At 63.8% G+C, this 15,193-nt stretch carries 15 protein-coding genes and 1 pseudogene; 10 read left to right on the forward strand and 6 right to left on the reverse strand.

Annotated elements, in window-relative coordinates; translation table 11 throughout:
• Window positions 1–25: 25 nt before the first annotated feature.
• Window positions 26–1,174 (forward strand): DUF418 domain-containing protein, encoded by a 1,149-nt coding sequence (locus tag K3F49_RS06890; RefSeq protein WP_234680127.1) that lies wholly within the window; start codon window positions 26–28, stop codon window positions 1,172–1,174.
• A 339-nt stretch (window positions 1,175–1,513) separates the two neighbouring features.
• Here K3F49_RS06890 and K3F49_RS06895 read toward each other — a convergent pair.
• From K3F49_RS06895 to K3F49_RS06920, 6 genes and pseudogenes are all read right to left on the reverse strand, one after another.
• A pseudogene (locus K3F49_RS06895) lies at window positions 1,514–1,800 on the reverse strand (GIY-YIG nuclease family protein).
• 191 nt (window positions 1,801–1,991) lie between these two features.
• Window positions 1,992–3,161, reverse strand: coding sequence for a mandelate racemase/muconate lactonizing enzyme family protein (tarD, locus tag K3F49_RS06900; RefSeq protein WP_234680128.1), 1,170 nt, complete (start codon window positions 3,159–3,161; stop codon window positions 1,992–1,994).
• A 163-nt stretch (window positions 3,162–3,324) separates the two neighbouring features.
• On the reverse strand, window positions 3,325–3,582 hold the full coding sequence (locus K3F49_RS06905; protein WP_234680129.1) for a DUF3297 family protein: 258 nt from the start codon (window positions 3,580–3,582) through the stop codon (window positions 3,325–3,327).
• The gene (locus tag K3F49_RS06910) at window positions 3,579–4,055 is read right to left on the reverse strand and encodes a glutathione peroxidase (protein ID WP_234680130.1); all 477 of its coding nucleotides are present in this window, start codon (window positions 4,053–4,055) and stop codon (window positions 3,579–3,581) included. The genes K3F49_RS06905 and K3F49_RS06910 overlap by 4 nt, the downstream gene beginning before the upstream one ends.
• 2 nt (window positions 4,056–4,057) lie before the next feature.
• Entirely contained in the window at window positions 4,058–5,458 is a 1,401-nt protein-coding gene (locus tag K3F49_RS06915; protein WP_234680131.1) for an amidase family protein, read from the reverse strand.
• A gap of 177 nt (window positions 5,459–5,635) precedes the next feature.
• Window positions 5,636–5,893 carry a DUF6894 family protein gene (locus K3F49_RS06920; protein ID WP_234680132.1) on the reverse strand — a complete coding sequence of 86 codons (258 nt, stop codon included), beginning with the start codon at window positions 5,891–5,893 and terminating at the stop codon, window positions 5,636–5,638.
• 246 nt (window positions 5,894–6,139) lie between these two features.
• Between K3F49_RS06920 and pqqA the strand changes: the two genes are divergently transcribed.
• The 9 genes from pqqA (at window position 6,140) to K3F49_RS06965 (ending at window position 15,093) form a co-directional block, all read left to right on the forward strand.
• Window positions 6,140–6,220 carry a pyrroloquinoline quinone precursor peptide PqqA gene (pqqA, locus tag K3F49_RS06925; protein WP_007595659.1) on the forward strand — a complete coding sequence of 27 codons (81 nt, stop codon included), beginning with the start codon at window positions 6,140–6,142 and terminating at the stop codon, window positions 6,218–6,220.
• Window positions 6,221–6,339: 119 nt separating this feature from the next.
• Window positions 6,340–7,269, forward strand: a complete 930-nt coding sequence (gene pqqB, locus K3F49_RS06930; RefSeq protein WP_234680133.1) for a pyrroloquinoline quinone biosynthesis protein PqqB — start codon at window positions 6,340–6,342, stop codon at window positions 7,267–7,269.
• Window positions 7,266–8,045 (forward strand): pyrroloquinoline-quinone synthase PqqC, encoded by a 780-nt coding sequence (gene pqqC / locus K3F49_RS06935; RefSeq protein ID WP_234680134.1) that lies wholly within the window; start codon window positions 7,266–7,268, stop codon window positions 8,043–8,045. Before pqqB ends, pqqC begins: the two co-directional genes overlap by 4 nt.
• A 12-nt stretch (window positions 8,046–8,057) precedes the next feature.
• A complete protein-coding gene (gene pqqD, locus K3F49_RS06940) occupies window positions 8,058–8,369 on the forward strand; it encodes a pyrroloquinoline quinone biosynthesis peptide chaperone PqqD (protein ID WP_234680135.1) in 312 nt (103 codons plus the stop codon).
• Entirely contained in the window at window positions 8,366–9,559 is a 1,194-nt protein-coding gene (gene pqqE, locus K3F49_RS06945; protein ID WP_234680136.1) for a pyrroloquinoline quinone biosynthesis protein PqqE, read from the forward strand. The genes pqqD and pqqE overlap by 4 nt, the downstream gene beginning before the upstream one ends.
• Window positions 9,549–10,535, forward strand: a complete 987-nt coding sequence (gene pip / locus K3F49_RS06950) for a prolyl aminopeptidase (RefSeq protein WP_234680137.1) — start codon at window positions 9,549–9,551, stop codon at window positions 10,533–10,535. The genes pqqE and pip overlap by 11 nt, the downstream gene beginning before the upstream one ends.
• A 25-nt stretch (window positions 10,536–10,560) precedes the next feature.
• Window positions 10,561–11,238, forward strand: coding sequence for a DUF4286 family protein (locus K3F49_RS06955; RefSeq protein WP_234680138.1), 678 nt, complete (start codon window positions 10,561–10,563; stop codon window positions 11,236–11,238).
• A 238-nt stretch (window positions 11,239–11,476) separates the two neighbouring features.
• On the forward strand, window positions 11,477–13,276 hold the full coding sequence (locus K3F49_RS06960) for an FAD-dependent oxidoreductase (protein WP_234680139.1): 1,800 nt from the start codon (window positions 11,477–11,479) through the stop codon (window positions 13,274–13,276).
• Window positions 13,246–15,093, forward strand: a complete 1,848-nt coding sequence (locus K3F49_RS06965; protein WP_234680140.1) for a 2-oxoacid:acceptor oxidoreductase subunit alpha — start codon at window positions 13,246–13,248, stop codon at window positions 15,091–15,093. The genes K3F49_RS06960 and K3F49_RS06965 overlap by 31 nt, the downstream gene beginning before the upstream one ends.
• Window positions 15,094–15,193 lie beyond the last annotated feature (100 nt).

A 15,193-nucleotide genomic window follows, 5' to 3' on the forward strand; every position in this document is an offset into this window, starting at 1 on the left:
CGCCGAGCGACAATGGAATTCCTCCATGACGTCCGATAGCGCCGCAGTGCCCAGGCCGACGCCGTCCGCGGAGCGGATCGACGCGATCGACGTGCTGCGGGGCATTGCCCTGTTCGGGGTCATGGCGATCAACGTCGTCATGGAATTTCGCGTTTCGATCTTCGACCAGTTTCTTGGTCCGAGGATGTTGGCGTCGCCAATCGATCGCGCCATCGAGGCGATCCTGACAACGGCCGTCGAGCTCAAGGCATTCGCGCTGTTTTCGCTGCTGTTCGGCACGGGCCTTGCCATTCAGTTCGACCGGCTCGCGACCAGCGCGCGCCGCACCGCGCTGCTCGTGCGCCGGCTCGCCGTGCTGCTGGTGTTTGGCGTCGTTCATTTGTGCCTGATCTGGAACGGCGACATCCTCACTGAATATGCGCTGGCCGGATTCATCGTGCTGCCGTTGCTGTTCGGTCCGCGCTGGCTGCTGATGCTTGCCGCGCTGGCGTTCCTGGCGTTGTATCTGGCCATGCAGGCCTTTCCGCCGGCGGGATTGTTTCCGAGCCGCGCCGCGATCTGGCAGGATGTCATGGACGCCAATCGCATCTACGCGACGAGCGGCTTCCTGGACGTGCTGGCGTTTCGGCTGCGCGAAATTCCCCTCATCGCCTCCCTGCACGCTTTCGTTTTCCTGCGCACGATCGGGCTGTTTCTCGTCGGCGCGCTCGCCTGGCGCAGCGGCATTGTGCAGAATCCGCGCGGCCTGTTCGCCATCGCGCTCCCCGCGATCGGCCTCGGCGCAGGCCTGCTTTATCGCGGCATCGAGCCGCTCGGCACGATCCTGCTGGCGCTGGGCTATGGCGCCGCCATCCTCGGCATCGCCCATTTCGCGCGCGGCAAGAAGCTGCTCGGCTGGGCCGCGCCGTTGGGACGGATGGCCTTCACCAACTACGTCGCACAATCCGTCATCTTCGGCTGGATCTTTTACGGCTACGGCCTTGGCCTGTTCGGCCGGCTCGGCATCACCCCGGCCCTCGCCATCGGCGTCATCGTCTACGCCGGCCAGGTGCGCTTCAGCACATGGTGGCTGCGCCACTACCGCTACGGCCCGCTCGAATGGCTGTGGCGGTCGTTGATGTATGGGGTGCGGCAGCCGATGGTGGTGGCACGGGTGGCGGCGGCGGTGGGGTGACGCGACTCTCTCCACCGTCATTGCGAGGAGCACTTGCGACGAAGCCAGGCTGTTGCCGAGGAAAGATTCTGGATTGCTTCGCTGCGCTCGCAATGACGGAGTATTTGGCGGCGCGTTGCGCAATACCACACCACCATGCGTCGCGGACCAAGACGCCCGCACACGGCCCCGCTCTCTCCCACCGTCATTGCGAGGAGCACTTGCGACGAAGCAATCCAGACTGTTGCCGAGGAACGATTCAGACTGCCTCCACGGAACGATTCTGGATTGCTTCGCTGCGCTCGCAATGACGGAGAATGAGGCGACGCCTTGCGTCTCGCTGTTACCGCCTGAGAGCGATCAGATCAGCGTCCCGTACAAATCCGTCCAGTCCGGGTTGATGCTCTCGATGAGCGCAAGCTTCTTTGCCCGGCTACCCCCCTTGAGCTGCTTCTCGCGCGTGATCGCGTCGGTCATGGTCGCATGCAGCTCGTACCAGACGAGAAGCTTGCAGCCGTACTTCGAGGAGAAGCCTTGACCAACCCCTCGTGATGCTCGAACGCGCGGCGCGGTGGATTCGAGGTGACGCCGGCGTAGATCGACCCGTTGCGGCGATTGGCGAACATGTAGACGCAGGGCTGCTTCATGATTGCGCTCGGCTGAGAACAGCTTTCACGATATCACAACCAGAAGATGATTACGAGACTTTCACCGCATCGTCATTGCGAGGAGCACTTGCGACGAAGCAATCCAGACTGTTGCTGCAGATAGATTCTGGATTGCTTCGCTGCGCTCGCAATGACGGAGTGTGCGAGGCGCGGCCGTCGCGCCTCGCTCCCTACTCCGCCAGCGCCTTCATCTCCTTGTAGAGATCTGACTTGCCTTCGAACCCGATGCCGGGGAGATCAGGCATGGTGATGTGGCCGTTCTCGACGCGCACACCATCCGGGAAACCGCCATAGGGTTGGAATAGATCCGGATAGCTTTCGTTGCCGCCGAGGCCCAAGCCGGCGGCGATGTTGAGCGACATCTGATGGCCGCCATGCGGGATGCAGCGGCTGGGGGACCAGCCATAAGTCTTCAGCACTTCGAGGGTACGCTGGTATTCGCACAGGCCGTAGGACAGCGCGCAGTCGAATTGCAGCCAGTCACGGTCGGGGCGCATGCCGCCGTAGCAGATCAGGTTGCGGGCGTCCTGGTGGCTGAAGAGATTCTCGCCTGTTGCCATCGGGCCGGGATAGAACTCTGCAAGCGCGGCCTGCAGCGCGTAGTCGAGGGGATCGCCGACCTCCTCGTACCAGAAGAGCGGATAGTCGCGCAGCATTTTTGCGTAGGCGATGCCGGTCTCCAGATTGAAGCGGCCATTGGCGTCGACGGCGAGCTGCGCGTCCTTGCCGATCTCCTTCAGCACCGCCTCGATGCGGGTGCGGTCTTCTTCAATCGACGCGCCACCGATCTTCATCTTCACGACGTTGTAGCCGCGATCGAGATAGCCGCGCATCTCGCCGCGCAACGCCGACAGGTCCTTGCCGGGATAGTAATAGCCGCCGGCGGCATAGACGAAGACGCGCGGATTGGCTGTCAGGCCGTGCCGTTCGGCAAGCAGACGAAACAGCGGCTTTCCCGCGATCTTCGCCACCGCGTCCCACACCGCCATGTCGAGGGTGCCGACCGCGACCGAGCGCTCGCCATGGCCGCCCGGCTTCTCGTTGGTCATCATCGCGGCCCAGATTTTGTCGGGGTCGAGATTGTCACCGGCAGCGTTGAGCAGCGACTTCGGATCGGCCTCCGTGATGCGCGAGGCGAAACGCTCGCGGATCAGGCCGCCCTGCCCGTAACGGCCGTTGGAGTTGAAGCCGTAGCCGACGACACGCTTGCCGTCGCGCATCACGTCGGTGACGACGGCAACGAGGCTCGTCGTCATCTTGGTGAAGTCGATATAGGCGTTGCGGATCGGGGAAGAGATCGGCTTTGTGATTTCGCGGACGTCGACGATGCGGACGGACATGAGGGTGGCCTTTGGTGGCTGTCGTCGTCATTGCGAGGAGCGAAGCGACGAAGCAATCCAGACTGCCTCGCCAGTAAGACTCTGGATTGCTTCGCTTCGCTCGCAATGACGGGGGGAGAAGAGTGCGCTCCTCGCAATGACGAGGAGAGAACGCGCGTCCAGATTACTTCTTCTCCCTGAAATACGGCTCCACAGGCCCATGCACCTTGATGGTCAGCTGATTGCCGTAGCGGTCCTTGGCGTTGCCGGCGGCGACGCGGACCCAGCCTTCGCTGATGCAGTATTCCTCGACATTGGTCTTCTCGACACCCTTGAAGCGGATGCCGACGTCGCGCGACAGGATGTCGGCGTTGTAATAGGGGCTGTTGGGGTCGACCGACAGGCGGTCCGGAAATTCGTCGCTCATGATTGTCTCGCTCATAACAGGGTCTCGATCTTCTGCCGCAATCCTTCCGGCCGCGCAGTCGGCGCGTAGCGCGCGATCACGTGGCCGGCACGGTCCACCAGGAATTTGGTGAAATTCCATTTGATGGAGGCGCCCAGCAGGCCGGATTGCTGGCGTTTCAGGTACTCGTACAAGGGGTGCGCGTGAGCGCCGTTGACGTCGACCTTTTCGAACAAGGGAAAGGTGACGTCGTAATTGGTCGAGCAGAACGCCTGGATCTCGGCGGCCTGCCCCGGCTCCTGCGCGCCGAACTGGTTGCAGGGAAAGCCGAGCACCGAGAAGCCGCGCGGCGAGAGATCGCGATGCAGATCCTCCAGCCCGCGATATTGCGGCGTGAAGCCGCATTTGCTCGCGGTGTTGACGATCAGCAGCACCTGCCCCTCGAAATGGCGCAAGGCGACCTCTTCGCCGGCAAGCGAATTGGCCTTGAAGTCGTAGATCGCGGACATCGCTAACCCACGGGGTCGATCGGCGAGGGCGGCACGCCACCCGCCTCGATCGCTTCGCCGGCGAGAAGACACAGATCCTCGCGATAACGGCCGGAGACGATGTGCACGCCGACCGGCGTCTTGCCGACAAGGCCGGTCGAGACCACGAGGCCCGGCAGCCCCATGAAGGGCGTCGCGATCTGCGGAAGCTGCGCTTCCCAGACGCGCTCGAAGGAGGCGGCGTCCTTGCGGTCGAGATGATCGGGGAACGGCAGCTCGCCGGACACCGGCGTCAGCACAACGGCATATTTTTCGAAGAACAGCATCCAGTCGCGGGTCAGCGTGGCGCGGCGGGTCAGCGCCTGCGCGTAGTTGGCCTGGTCCATTGGCGTGACCTTGGCGCGGTTGCCGTGCAGGCACGCCAGGGCACCGGGATCGCCCTCGCGCTCGGCCATCTCCAGCTGCGCCTCGTAACCGTCGCCGAGCCAGAGCTTGCGCTGCCACTCGACGGCTTCGCGCATCGGCGGGGTGTTCTCGATCACATCGACGGTCCAGCCCGCGCGCTCGAGGCGCTTGCCGGCGTCGGTCACGGCCGCCTTCACTTCAGACGTGGTCGCAAGGCCGTCCGGGTTGAGGCAGAGCGCGGCGCGCTTCTCGCGCACCTCGCCTTCCAGCGGCGCCGGCACGAACCAGGGATCGCGCACATCGCGCGCCGACATCGCCGCGAGCGAAATGCGCAGGTCGCTGATGGTACGCGCCAGCGGGCCGGACACGGCCATGATCTGCGGCCCGATCGGACGCTCCGGCAGCGCCGGATTGAAAGCCGGGATACGGCCGAGCGTCGGGCGCAGGCCGTGCACGCCGCAGGCATAGGCGGGATAGCGGATCGAGCCGGCGATGTCGGTGCCGTGGGCGATGTGGCCGATGCCGGCCGCGACCGCCGAGCCGGCGCCGCCGGACGAGCCGCCCGGCGTCAGCGCGGCGTCGCGCGGGTTCTTGGTGTCGCCATGGACCAAATTGGTGGTGAACCAGCGATAGGAGAAGGCCGGGCAATTGGTGCGGCCGAGCAGGACGGCGCCCGACTTGCGGAAATTGGCGACCACCGGGTTGTCCTCGCGCGCGATCAAATCGCGCTGGAGTTTCAGGCCGTTGGTGGTGGCAAAACCCTGCTGGTCGACATTGGCCTTGATGGTGACGGGCACGCCGGCCAACACGCCGGGGTCCTCGCCCCTGGCAATGGCGGCATCCACCGCGTCAGCCTGCTTGAGCACGTCCTCGGGCCGGTGATCGATCACGGCGTTGAGCTTGGGATTGACGGCGTCCAGGCGGGCGAGGCCAGCCTTGGCCGCCTCCCGGGCGGACACCTTTTTGGATCTGACGAGGGTAGCGAGGTCGGCGGCCGACAGGCGCCAGAGATCTTGCATGGCATGCTCCGTGTGACCGGCGTCTTTTAGCGCCGGGAACGCGGCAAAGCCATGCGGATTTCGCAGGGATACCACCGTCATTGCGAGCGGAGCGAAGCAATCCAGAGTCCCTCCGGAGAGGCAGTCTGGATTGCTTCGTCGCAAGAGCTCCTCGCAATGACGGGGAGAGAGCTGGGGTCAGTGCCGGGTCGCGGACTGGTCCGGCATGTCCAGCAGCGCCTCGGTGAAGGGGAATTCCAGCACGATCTCGCCTTCGACGTCGGTGACCTCGATCACCGCCTCCATGAGCGCCGGCTGGGCGCCCTCGGATTTCAGCACCTCCAGGATCATCTGGCGGGCGACCTCCCAGGCACGATCAGGGTTGCGCAGATCCTCGCCTTCGGGATCCACGATCAATTCATCGCCGATACGGGTGTTGAAGAAATATTTGGGCATCACGAGATCCAGCTAGAACCGCCTGTATCGGATTGAAAGCTGCACTGCACTCACAACTGGTTTATCAGGACAGCGTTCGCTACCGAATGCGCCCGGCGCAAGGCAGTGTCACCAGAAGTGGTGTTCCGGTACGAATTTTCGCGGCGCAACATGACTTTCTCGGGAAAATTTCACTGGCGAACTTTTGCGCCCGCAGTAACTTAGCCTTCGGGCGTAAACGTCCTAAATCGCGAATGGAGAGCCAAAATGGCCTGGAAAGCCCCCAAGATCGTCGAAGTGCCGTGCGGCATGGAAATCAACATGTATGTGAGCGCCACCCGCAAATAAGCGGTTGGTGAGTACGCGTTTTGCGCAGGTGGGTCTGCCGGTCACGATCGGTTTCCGGATGATGGAAACTGTGTTGGCCCAAGGATCCACCTGGCGACGTTGCTTCCAGGAGACGGATTATGCTTCGCGTCGTCGTCCTGGGCGCCGGGGCCGGCGGCGGAGTCCCGCAATGGAATTGCGGTTGCGAGGGCTGCCGGGCAGCCCGTCACCACGGCCATGAGCTTTATCGAACCCAGGCCTCGGTTGCCTTCAGCGGTGACGGAGAGCACTGGTTCCTGATCAACGCCTCCCCTGATCTCCGCCAGCAATTGAATGCCACGCCGCAGCTGCATCCCAGGGAAGGCAGCCTGCGCCATACCCCGATCGCAGGCGTGATCCTGACCAACAGCGAAGTGGACGCAGTCGCTGGTCTTCTGTCGATGCGCGAGGGCTCGCCCTTCACGGTCTATGCGCATGAGAAGGTGCTGGCGATCCTGGCCAGCAACAGCATCTTCAACGTGCTGAACGAAAAGAACGTCAAGCGCCAGCCGATCGGGATCAGCGAGCCCTTTGAGCCGCGCCTCACCGATGGTGCGCGCTCAGGCCTCGAAGTGCGGGCCTTCGCCGTGCCCGGCAAATCGGCCTGGTATCTCGAAGGCAAGGCGCATCCCGTCGGCGCGAGCGGCGACGGCGATACGCTGGGGCTGAAGATCACCGACAAGTCCACCGGCAAGTGCTTCTACTTCATCGCCGCCTGCGCCGAGGTCACCGATGCGCTGAAGGCCGAGATCGACGGCGCCGCGCTGGTGTTCTTCGACGGCACGGTCTGGCAGGATGACGAGATGATCAAGGCCGGGCTCGGCCACAAGACCGGCAAGAGCATGGGCCATGTCGCGATGTCGGGTCACGATGGCGCGATCGCGCGGCTGGCCGACCTCACTATCGACAGGAAGATGTTCCTGCATATCAATAACTCGAACCCGGCGCTGCTGCCTGATACGCCCGAGCGCAAGGCCATCGAAGAAGCGGGATGGCAGATACCCGCCGACGGAACGGAGATCGTGCTGTGAATGCCGCGTCCATGACTGGAATGACTGCGCTGTCGGTCGGCAAGGACATCAAGCTCACTAGCGCCGATGAGCTGGAAGCGACGCTCCGCCACATCGGCGCCACGCGCTATCACAGCCTGCATCCGTTCCATAAGCTGCTGCACGGCGGCAAGCTCAACAAGGGCCAGGTGCAGGCCTGGGCGCTGAACCGCTACTATTACCAGAGCACGATCCCGATCAAGGACGCGGTGGTGATCTCGCGCTTCCGCGACCGCGCCACACGGCTGGAATGGCGCCACCGCATCGAGGACCATGACGGCGACATCGGTACCGAGGGCGGCATCGAGCGCTGGCTGAAGCTGACCGAAGGTCTCGGGCTCGACACGGCGTATGTGGAATCGACCGAAGGCATCTTGCCGGCGACGCGCTTCGCGGTGGAGGCCTACGTCCACTACTGCCGCGAAAAAAGCCCACTCGAGGCGATCGCCTCCTCGCTCACCGAATTGTTCGCGCCGAACCTGCACGAAGAGCGCATCTCCGGCATGCTGGAGCATTACGACTTCGTCAATCCTGACATCATGAGCTATTTCAAGCGCCGCCTCGCGCAGGCCCCGCGCGATGCCGGCTTTGCGCTCGACTACGTCAAGGCGCACGCCACCACGCCGGAACAGCGCGCGCAGGTGTGCAATGCGCTGATCTTCAAGACCAACGTGCTATGGGTGCAACTGGACGCGCTCCAGCACGCCTATGTCGAAGGCAACATTCCGCCGGGCGCGTTCGTGCCCAAAACGAGTTGAGGGACAAGAGCAATGGCCGGGCCGCGGAACATCAGCGTCAGCGAGGCAAGCCGCCCCGTGCTGCCGCGGCACGCCAAGCTGAAATATGACGAGACGCGACAGGTCTGGGTGATCCTGGCGCCGGAGCGCGTGCTGGCGCCTGATGAGATCGCGGTCGAGGTCTTGCAGCTCTGCGACGGCAAGCGCAATGTGGGCGAATTGTCCGACCAGCTGGCGGCGAAATACGCCGCGCCGCGCGAGGCGATCCTGGCCGACGTCATCGTCATGCTGCAGGATCTCGCCGACAAGGGCTTTCTGACCGAGGCCCGGGAGAAGACGCCATGAGCGACGTGCTCCCGACCATCCCGCCTGACGCCAGCGACAGCCTCGCGGTGCTGGAGAAGACCCGCTCGACGGCGGAGACATTCGGCATTCCGCTCGCCGTGCTGCTCGAGATCACCCATCGCTGCCCGCTGCAATGTCCGTACTGTTCCAACCCGGTCGAGCTCGACCGGTCGGCTAAGGAGCTGACCACCGAGGAATGGAAGAAGGTGCTGAGCGAGCTCGCCGAGATCGGCGTGCTCCAGGTGCATTTCTCCGGCGGCGAGCCGACCGCGCGGAAAGATCTGGTCGAGCTGGTCAAGCATGCCAGCGACGTCGGCCTCTACACCAACCTCATCACCTCGGCCGTGCTGCTGACGCGCGAGCGGCTGAGCGAGCTTGCCGATGCCGGGCTCTGCCATGTGCAGATCTCCTTCCAGGGCATCGAAGAAGGCCTCGCCGATCGCGTCGCCGGCTACAAAGGCGGCCACCGCAAGAAGCTCGAAGTGGCAAAATGGACCCGCGAGCTTGACCTTCCGCTCACCGTGAATGCGGTGATGCACCGGCAGAACCTGCATCAGCTCCCCGACATCATCCAGATGTCGATCGATCTCGACGCCGACCGGCTCGAGGTCGCCAACGTTCAGTACTACGGCTGGGCGCTGAAGAACCGCGCCGCGCTGATGCCGACGGTCGCACAGCTCGACGAATGCACAGGCATCGTCGAGGAGGCGCGCGAACGGCTGAAGGGGACGCTGGCGATCGACTACGTCGTGCCGGATTATTACGCGCTGCGGCCGAAGAAATGCATGGGCGGCTGGGGCCGCCAGTTCTTCAACATCTCGCCCGCCGGCAAGGTGCTGCCTTGCCACGCCGCCGAGAGCATCACCGGGCTCGATTTCGAGTCGGTGCGCTCCAACCATTCGATCGCCTGGATCTGGCAGAACTCGGACGCCTTCAACCGCTATCGCGGCACCGGCTGGATGAAGGAGCCGTGCAAGTCCTGCGAATTCCGCGAGATCGATTTCGGCGGCTGTCGCTGCCAGGCCTTTGCGCTGACCGGCGATGCCGCCAACACCGATCCCGCCTGCGCGCTGTCGCCGCTGCACGAGACCATCTTCAAGCAGGCCGAACGCGAGGCCGAGGGCGATACCAACCGCTTCCTCTATCGCAACTTCGCCGGCGGCACTCTGGAATCCGGGAATGACGCCTGACGCCGACGCGGCCGCATCGGCCCGACGTGCCGATCCCTTTGCACCGCTGACCTCCGACATGCTGGACGTCGGCGACGGCCACGAGCTCTATGTCGAGAGCGTCGGTCGCGCGGACGGCATTCCCGCAATCTATCTGCATGGCGGGCCGGGCTCCGGCTGCCAGCCGGACCATCGCCGGCTGTTCGATCCCGAGCGAATGCATGCCGTACTGTTCGACCAGCGCGGCTGTGGCCGCAGCCGGCCGAAGGGATCGCGCGAGCACAACACGACGGCGCACCTGATCGCGGACATGGAGAAGATCCGCGAAAAGTTCGGCTTCGACCGCTGGATGGTGGTCGGCGGCTCCTGGGGCGCGACGCTGGCGCTGGCCTATGCGCAGGCCCATCCCGAGCGCGTCTCCGGCATTGCGCTGCGCGCGACCTTCCTGGGCACACAGGCTGAGGTCGAGACGGCCTTCACCTCTCGGCTGGCGCAATTCTATCCGGCGCTGCACGAGGATTTTCTGAGCGTGCTGCCACCGGAGGAACGTGCGCAGCCGGTGGCAGCCTATTATCGCCACATCCTCGATACCGATCCGGCCGTGCACGGACCTGCCTCGCGCGCCTGGCACGACACCGAGCGCGCGCTGTCGGAGCACAAGCCGGCAAAGACGCGGATCGACCTGGCGTCGCTGAATGTCTGGCGCACGTTGCCGGCAACACCGTTCATGGAAGCGCATTACTTCATCAACGACAGCTTCATGACCGAGAACCAGCTGCTGCGAAACGCGACCCGGCTGACCGGCATTCCCGGCATCATCGTGCAGGGCCGCTACGACCTGTTGTGTCCTCCCGAGACATCCGCGCAGCTCGCGAAAGTTTGGCCGGGTTCCGAGATTCGGATCGTGGAAGAAGCCGGACATTCGCTCTATGATGCCGGCGTGCGGGACGCGGTCATGAAGTCGATCGCCGACCTCGCGTCGAAGGCCGCGCGTTAATGCGCGAAACAAGGACAACAAGAAAATGCCGCTCGCCGGGACAGGCATGCTGCTGACGTCGATGAACATCGACGTTTCAGACGAAGCCGATTTCAATCGCTGGTACGATCGCGAGCATCTGGAAGAGCGCGTCGCGATCGAGGGCTTTCTGGAAGCGCGGCGCTATGTCGCGCACGCGGCAAACCCCAAATATCTGTCGCTGTATTCGACCGCGACGCTAGAGGTGCTCGACAGTCCCGCCTACCGGGCGCGGCTCGCCAACCAGACCGAATGGTCGCGGCGGACCATGGCGCATTTCAAGAACATGCTGCGCGTGGTCGCGCGCACCACCATCAGCAAGGGCACCGGCCGCGGCGCGGCACTCGGCCTGGTCCGGCTGCGCCCTACAGCCGACAACGCGGCGGCATGGCGTGATGCACTGCAAGAAAAGCTGGCGCATGGAGATCGCGAAGGCATCATCTCGATGCATCTGCTGGAGAGCGAACCGGAATTGTCGGGCGCAACGGCGGACATTCCGGCGGTGCGCAACGAAGGCGCGCGCGATTGGTTCGTGCTGATCGACGGCACGCATGTCGGCGCGGTCTCCGCCGTCATCGCCGAACGCTTCACCGGCCCTGCTGCGGCGCCCTTCCCGCTGCCGGTCTCCGTCGGCACTTACAGCCTGATGTGGGATCTTGCGAAGAGCGATATCGCGCGGAGCTAAAATAGCCATTCGCAACGCAACATATTGCACCGCCGCATTGCAGCGCGCGGCCGTTAATGCTGTGCGCGCGCAGCTCCCATGAAAGCAGGTGATCACCCAAATTTGCCGTTGTACTTGGGAACGGTTCTAATAAGCTAACCCAATGACGTCATTCAGAAACCAGATCGCGGCGCGTTAAGCGTTCGACAAGCTCAAGAAAAGGCCGCCGGGTCCTTGAGCCTGTGCGGACAGGGTAGGAATGAAACCGACCGATATCGCGGCCCCCGACTACTTTCACAAAGTGGTCGATTGCCAGTGGGCCTGTCCTGCGCACACCCCGGTTCCCGAATACATCCGATTGATCGCACAAGGCCGCTACAGCGACGCCTACATGATCAATTGGAAATCGAACGTGTTTCCCGGAATTCTGGGACGCACCTGCGATCGTCCGTGCGAGCCGGCATGCCGCCGCGGACGCGTCGAGGAAACACCGGTCGCAATCTGCCGCCTCAAGCGCGTCGCCGCCGACTTCAAGGACGACATCAGGCAGCGCCTGCCGCACCCGACTACAAAGAACGGCAAGCGCGTCGCGTTCGTCGGCGGTGGCCCGGCGTCGCTGACGGTGGCGCGCGATCTCGCGCCGCTCGGCTATCACTGCACCGTGTTCGACGGCGATCCCGAAGCCGGCGGCATGATGCGGACCCAGATCCCGAAATTCCGTCTGCCCAATTCGGTGATCGACGAGGAGACCGGCTACATCCTCGACCTCGGCGTCGACTTCAAGGGCGGTCATCGCATCGAGAGCATGAAGGCACTTCTCGCGGAGAAGTACGACGCGATCTTCGTCGGCTCCGGCGCGCCGCGCGGCCGCGAGCTCGACATTCCCGGCCGGAAGGAAGCAGCTGCCCACGTCCATATCGGCATCGACTGGCTCTCTTCGGTGTCGTTCGGCCACACCGACAAGATCGGCAAGCGCGTGATCGTGCTCGGCGGCGGCAACACCGCGATGGATTGCTGCCGCACCGCGCGCCGCCTCGGCGGCGAAGACGTGAAGGTGGTCGTGCGCTCCGGCTTCGAGGAAATGAAGGCCTCGCCCTGGGAGAAGGAAGACGCGATCCACGAGGACATTCCGATCCTCAACTTCCTCGTCCCCGTCGCCTTCATCCATGACAATGGCAAGCTCACCGGCATCACCTTCCAGAAGGTGAAAGCGGAATACGATGCCAAGGGCCGCCGCAACCTCGTTCCCTCCGGCGAGCCCGACCAGACCCTCGAATGCGACGACGTGCTGGTCGCGGTCGGCCAGGAAAACGCCTTCCCCTGGATCGAGCAGGATTGCGGCATCGAGTTCGACAAATGGCACATGCCCAAGGTCGATCCGAAGACCTTCGTCTCGACCAACCCAAAAGTGTTCTTCGGCGGCGACGCCGCGTTCGGACCGAAGAACATCATCTGGGCGGTGGCGCAGGGCCACGACGCCGCGCTGTCGATCCACAAGCTGCTGTCGGGCGAGGACATCACCGAGCGGCCGCTGCCGGAAGTGCACGTCTCCTCGCAGAAGATGGGCATCCACGAATGGAGCTATGACAACGACATCTCCAACGACAAGCGCTTCAAGGTGCCGCATCGCGACAAGGTGATTGCGCTGAAGGACATCCACACCGAGGTCGAGCTCGGCTACGACGTCAAGCTTGCGCTCGGCGAAGCAGAGCGCTGCCTGAACTGCGACGTCCAGACCGTGTTCTCGACCTCGCTCTGCATCGAATGCGACGCCTGCGTCGACATCTGCCCGATGGACTGCATCACCTTCACGCAGAACGGCGAGGAAGACGATATGCGCCATCGCCTGAAGGCGCCCTCGCCGCATCCGGACCAGGACCTCTACGTGTCCTCCGATCTCAAGACCGGGCGGGTGATGGTCAAGGACGAGGACGTCTGCCTGCATTGCGGGCTGTGCGCCGAGCGTTGTCCCACCGGGGCCTGGGACATGCAGAAATATTTCATCGAGATGACTCACGCAGGTTCGACATGTCCGACAAAAAGCCGATCAGCAGCGTAAACGACTTCGTCGTCCGTTTCGCCAACGTCAACGGCTCGGGTTCGGCCAGCGCCAACGAGATGTTCGCGCGCGCAATCCTGCGCCATGGCGTACCGGTGTCCCCGCGCAACATCTTCCCCTCCAACATCCAGGGCCTGCCGACCTGGTATGAGGTGCGGGTGACGGAAGACGGCCATCTCGGCGCCCGCGGCGGCGTCGACATGATGGTGGCGATGAACCCGCAGACCTGGGACAAGGACGTCGCCGGCATCGAGCCCGGCGGCTATCTGTTCTACGATTCCACCAAGCCGATGCCGTCGACCAAATTCCGCGACGACATCACCGTGATCGGCGTGCCGCTGACCGCGATCACCAACTCGACCTACACCGACCCGCGCCAGCGCCAGCTGTTCAAGAACATCATCTACCTAGGCAGCCTCTCGGCGCTGCTCGACATGGACCCGAAGCTGATCGAGCAGCTGATCGGCGAGCAGTACAAGGGCAAGGAGAAGCTGCTCTCCTCCAACGTCCATGCGCTGCATTTGGGCCGCGACTGGGCGCTGCAAAACCTGAAATGCCCGCTCGGACTGCGTATCAAGAAGTCCGACAAGGTCGGCGACCGCATCTTCATCGAGGGCAACAGCGCCGCCGCGCTCGGCGCCGTCTATGGCGGCGCGACCGTCTGCGCCTGGTATCCGATCACGCCGTCCTCGTCGGTGGCGGAGGCTTTCACCGCCCACTGCAAGAAGTACCGGCACGATCCCGAGACCGGCAAGGCGAAATACGCCATCGTGCAGGGCGAGGACGAGCTGGCTTCCATCGGCATCGTGATCGGCGCGTCCTGGAACGGCGCGCGCGCCTTCACAGCGACCTCCGGCCCCGGCATCTCCCTGATGACCGAGTTCATCGGCCTTTCATACTTCGCCGAGATTCCGGCCGTGATCATGAACATCCAGCGCGCCGGCCCCTCCACGGGCATGCCGACCCGCACCCAGCAATGCGACATCATCGCCTGCGCCTATGCTTCGCATGGCGACACCAAGCATGTGCTGCTTTTCCCGGAAGATCCGGCCGAAGCGTTCGAGTTCGCAGCTGCCGCCTTCGATCTCGCCGAGCGGCTGCAGACCACGATTTTCCTGATGCTCGATCTCGACATCGGCATGAACCACCGGCTCTGCCGCCCGCTGAAGTGGGACGATTCCAAGCAATATGACCGCGGCAAGGTGATGACTGCCGAGATGCTCGAAGAAGGCCGCGACTTCGGCCGCTACCTCGATGTCGACGGCGACGGCATCCCCTACCGCACCTATCCCGGCACGCACCCGACCAAGGGCTCCTATTTCACCCGCGGCACCTCACGTGACCGTTATGCGCGCTATTCCGAGGAAGGTTCGGTCTATGCCGACAACATGCAACGTCTCGTGCGCAAGTTCGAGACGGCGCAGGACCTGGTGCCGCGGCCGCTGCAGGCCAACGCGGAACGGCCGACCAAATACGGCGTGATCTATTTCGGCTCGACCTCGCCTGCCATGGACGAGGCGATCGGACTGTTGGAAGCGCGCGGGCATCAGCTCGACCGTCTGCGCATCCGCGCCTTCCCGTTCCACTCCAGCGTGGCGAGCTTCCTCGCCGAGCACGACTTCGTCTATGTCGTCGAGCAGAACCGCGACAGCCAGCTCCGTCAGCTCATCGTCAACGAGAACGGCATCGATCCCGTCCGCCTCGTCCCGATCGTGCATTATGACGGCACCCCGATCACCGCCCGCTATATCGCAAAAGCCATTGGCGACCACCAGGATCACCTCAAGGTGACCCCGCTCCGCAAGGCCGTGTCATGACACACACCTTGCTCTCTCCGTCATGCCCGGGCATAGCCGTCCGAAGGACGGCGTCGCTTCCGCTCGCCTATGCCCGGGCATCCACGCCCTTCTCCCCTGC

Origin of the sequence: Bradyrhizobium monzae (genome assembly GCF_021458635.1) — a bacterium.
In the GTDB taxonomy this organism is placed as follows: domain Bacteria; phylum Pseudomonadota; class Alphaproteobacteria; order Rhizobiales; family Xanthobacteraceae; genus Bradyrhizobium.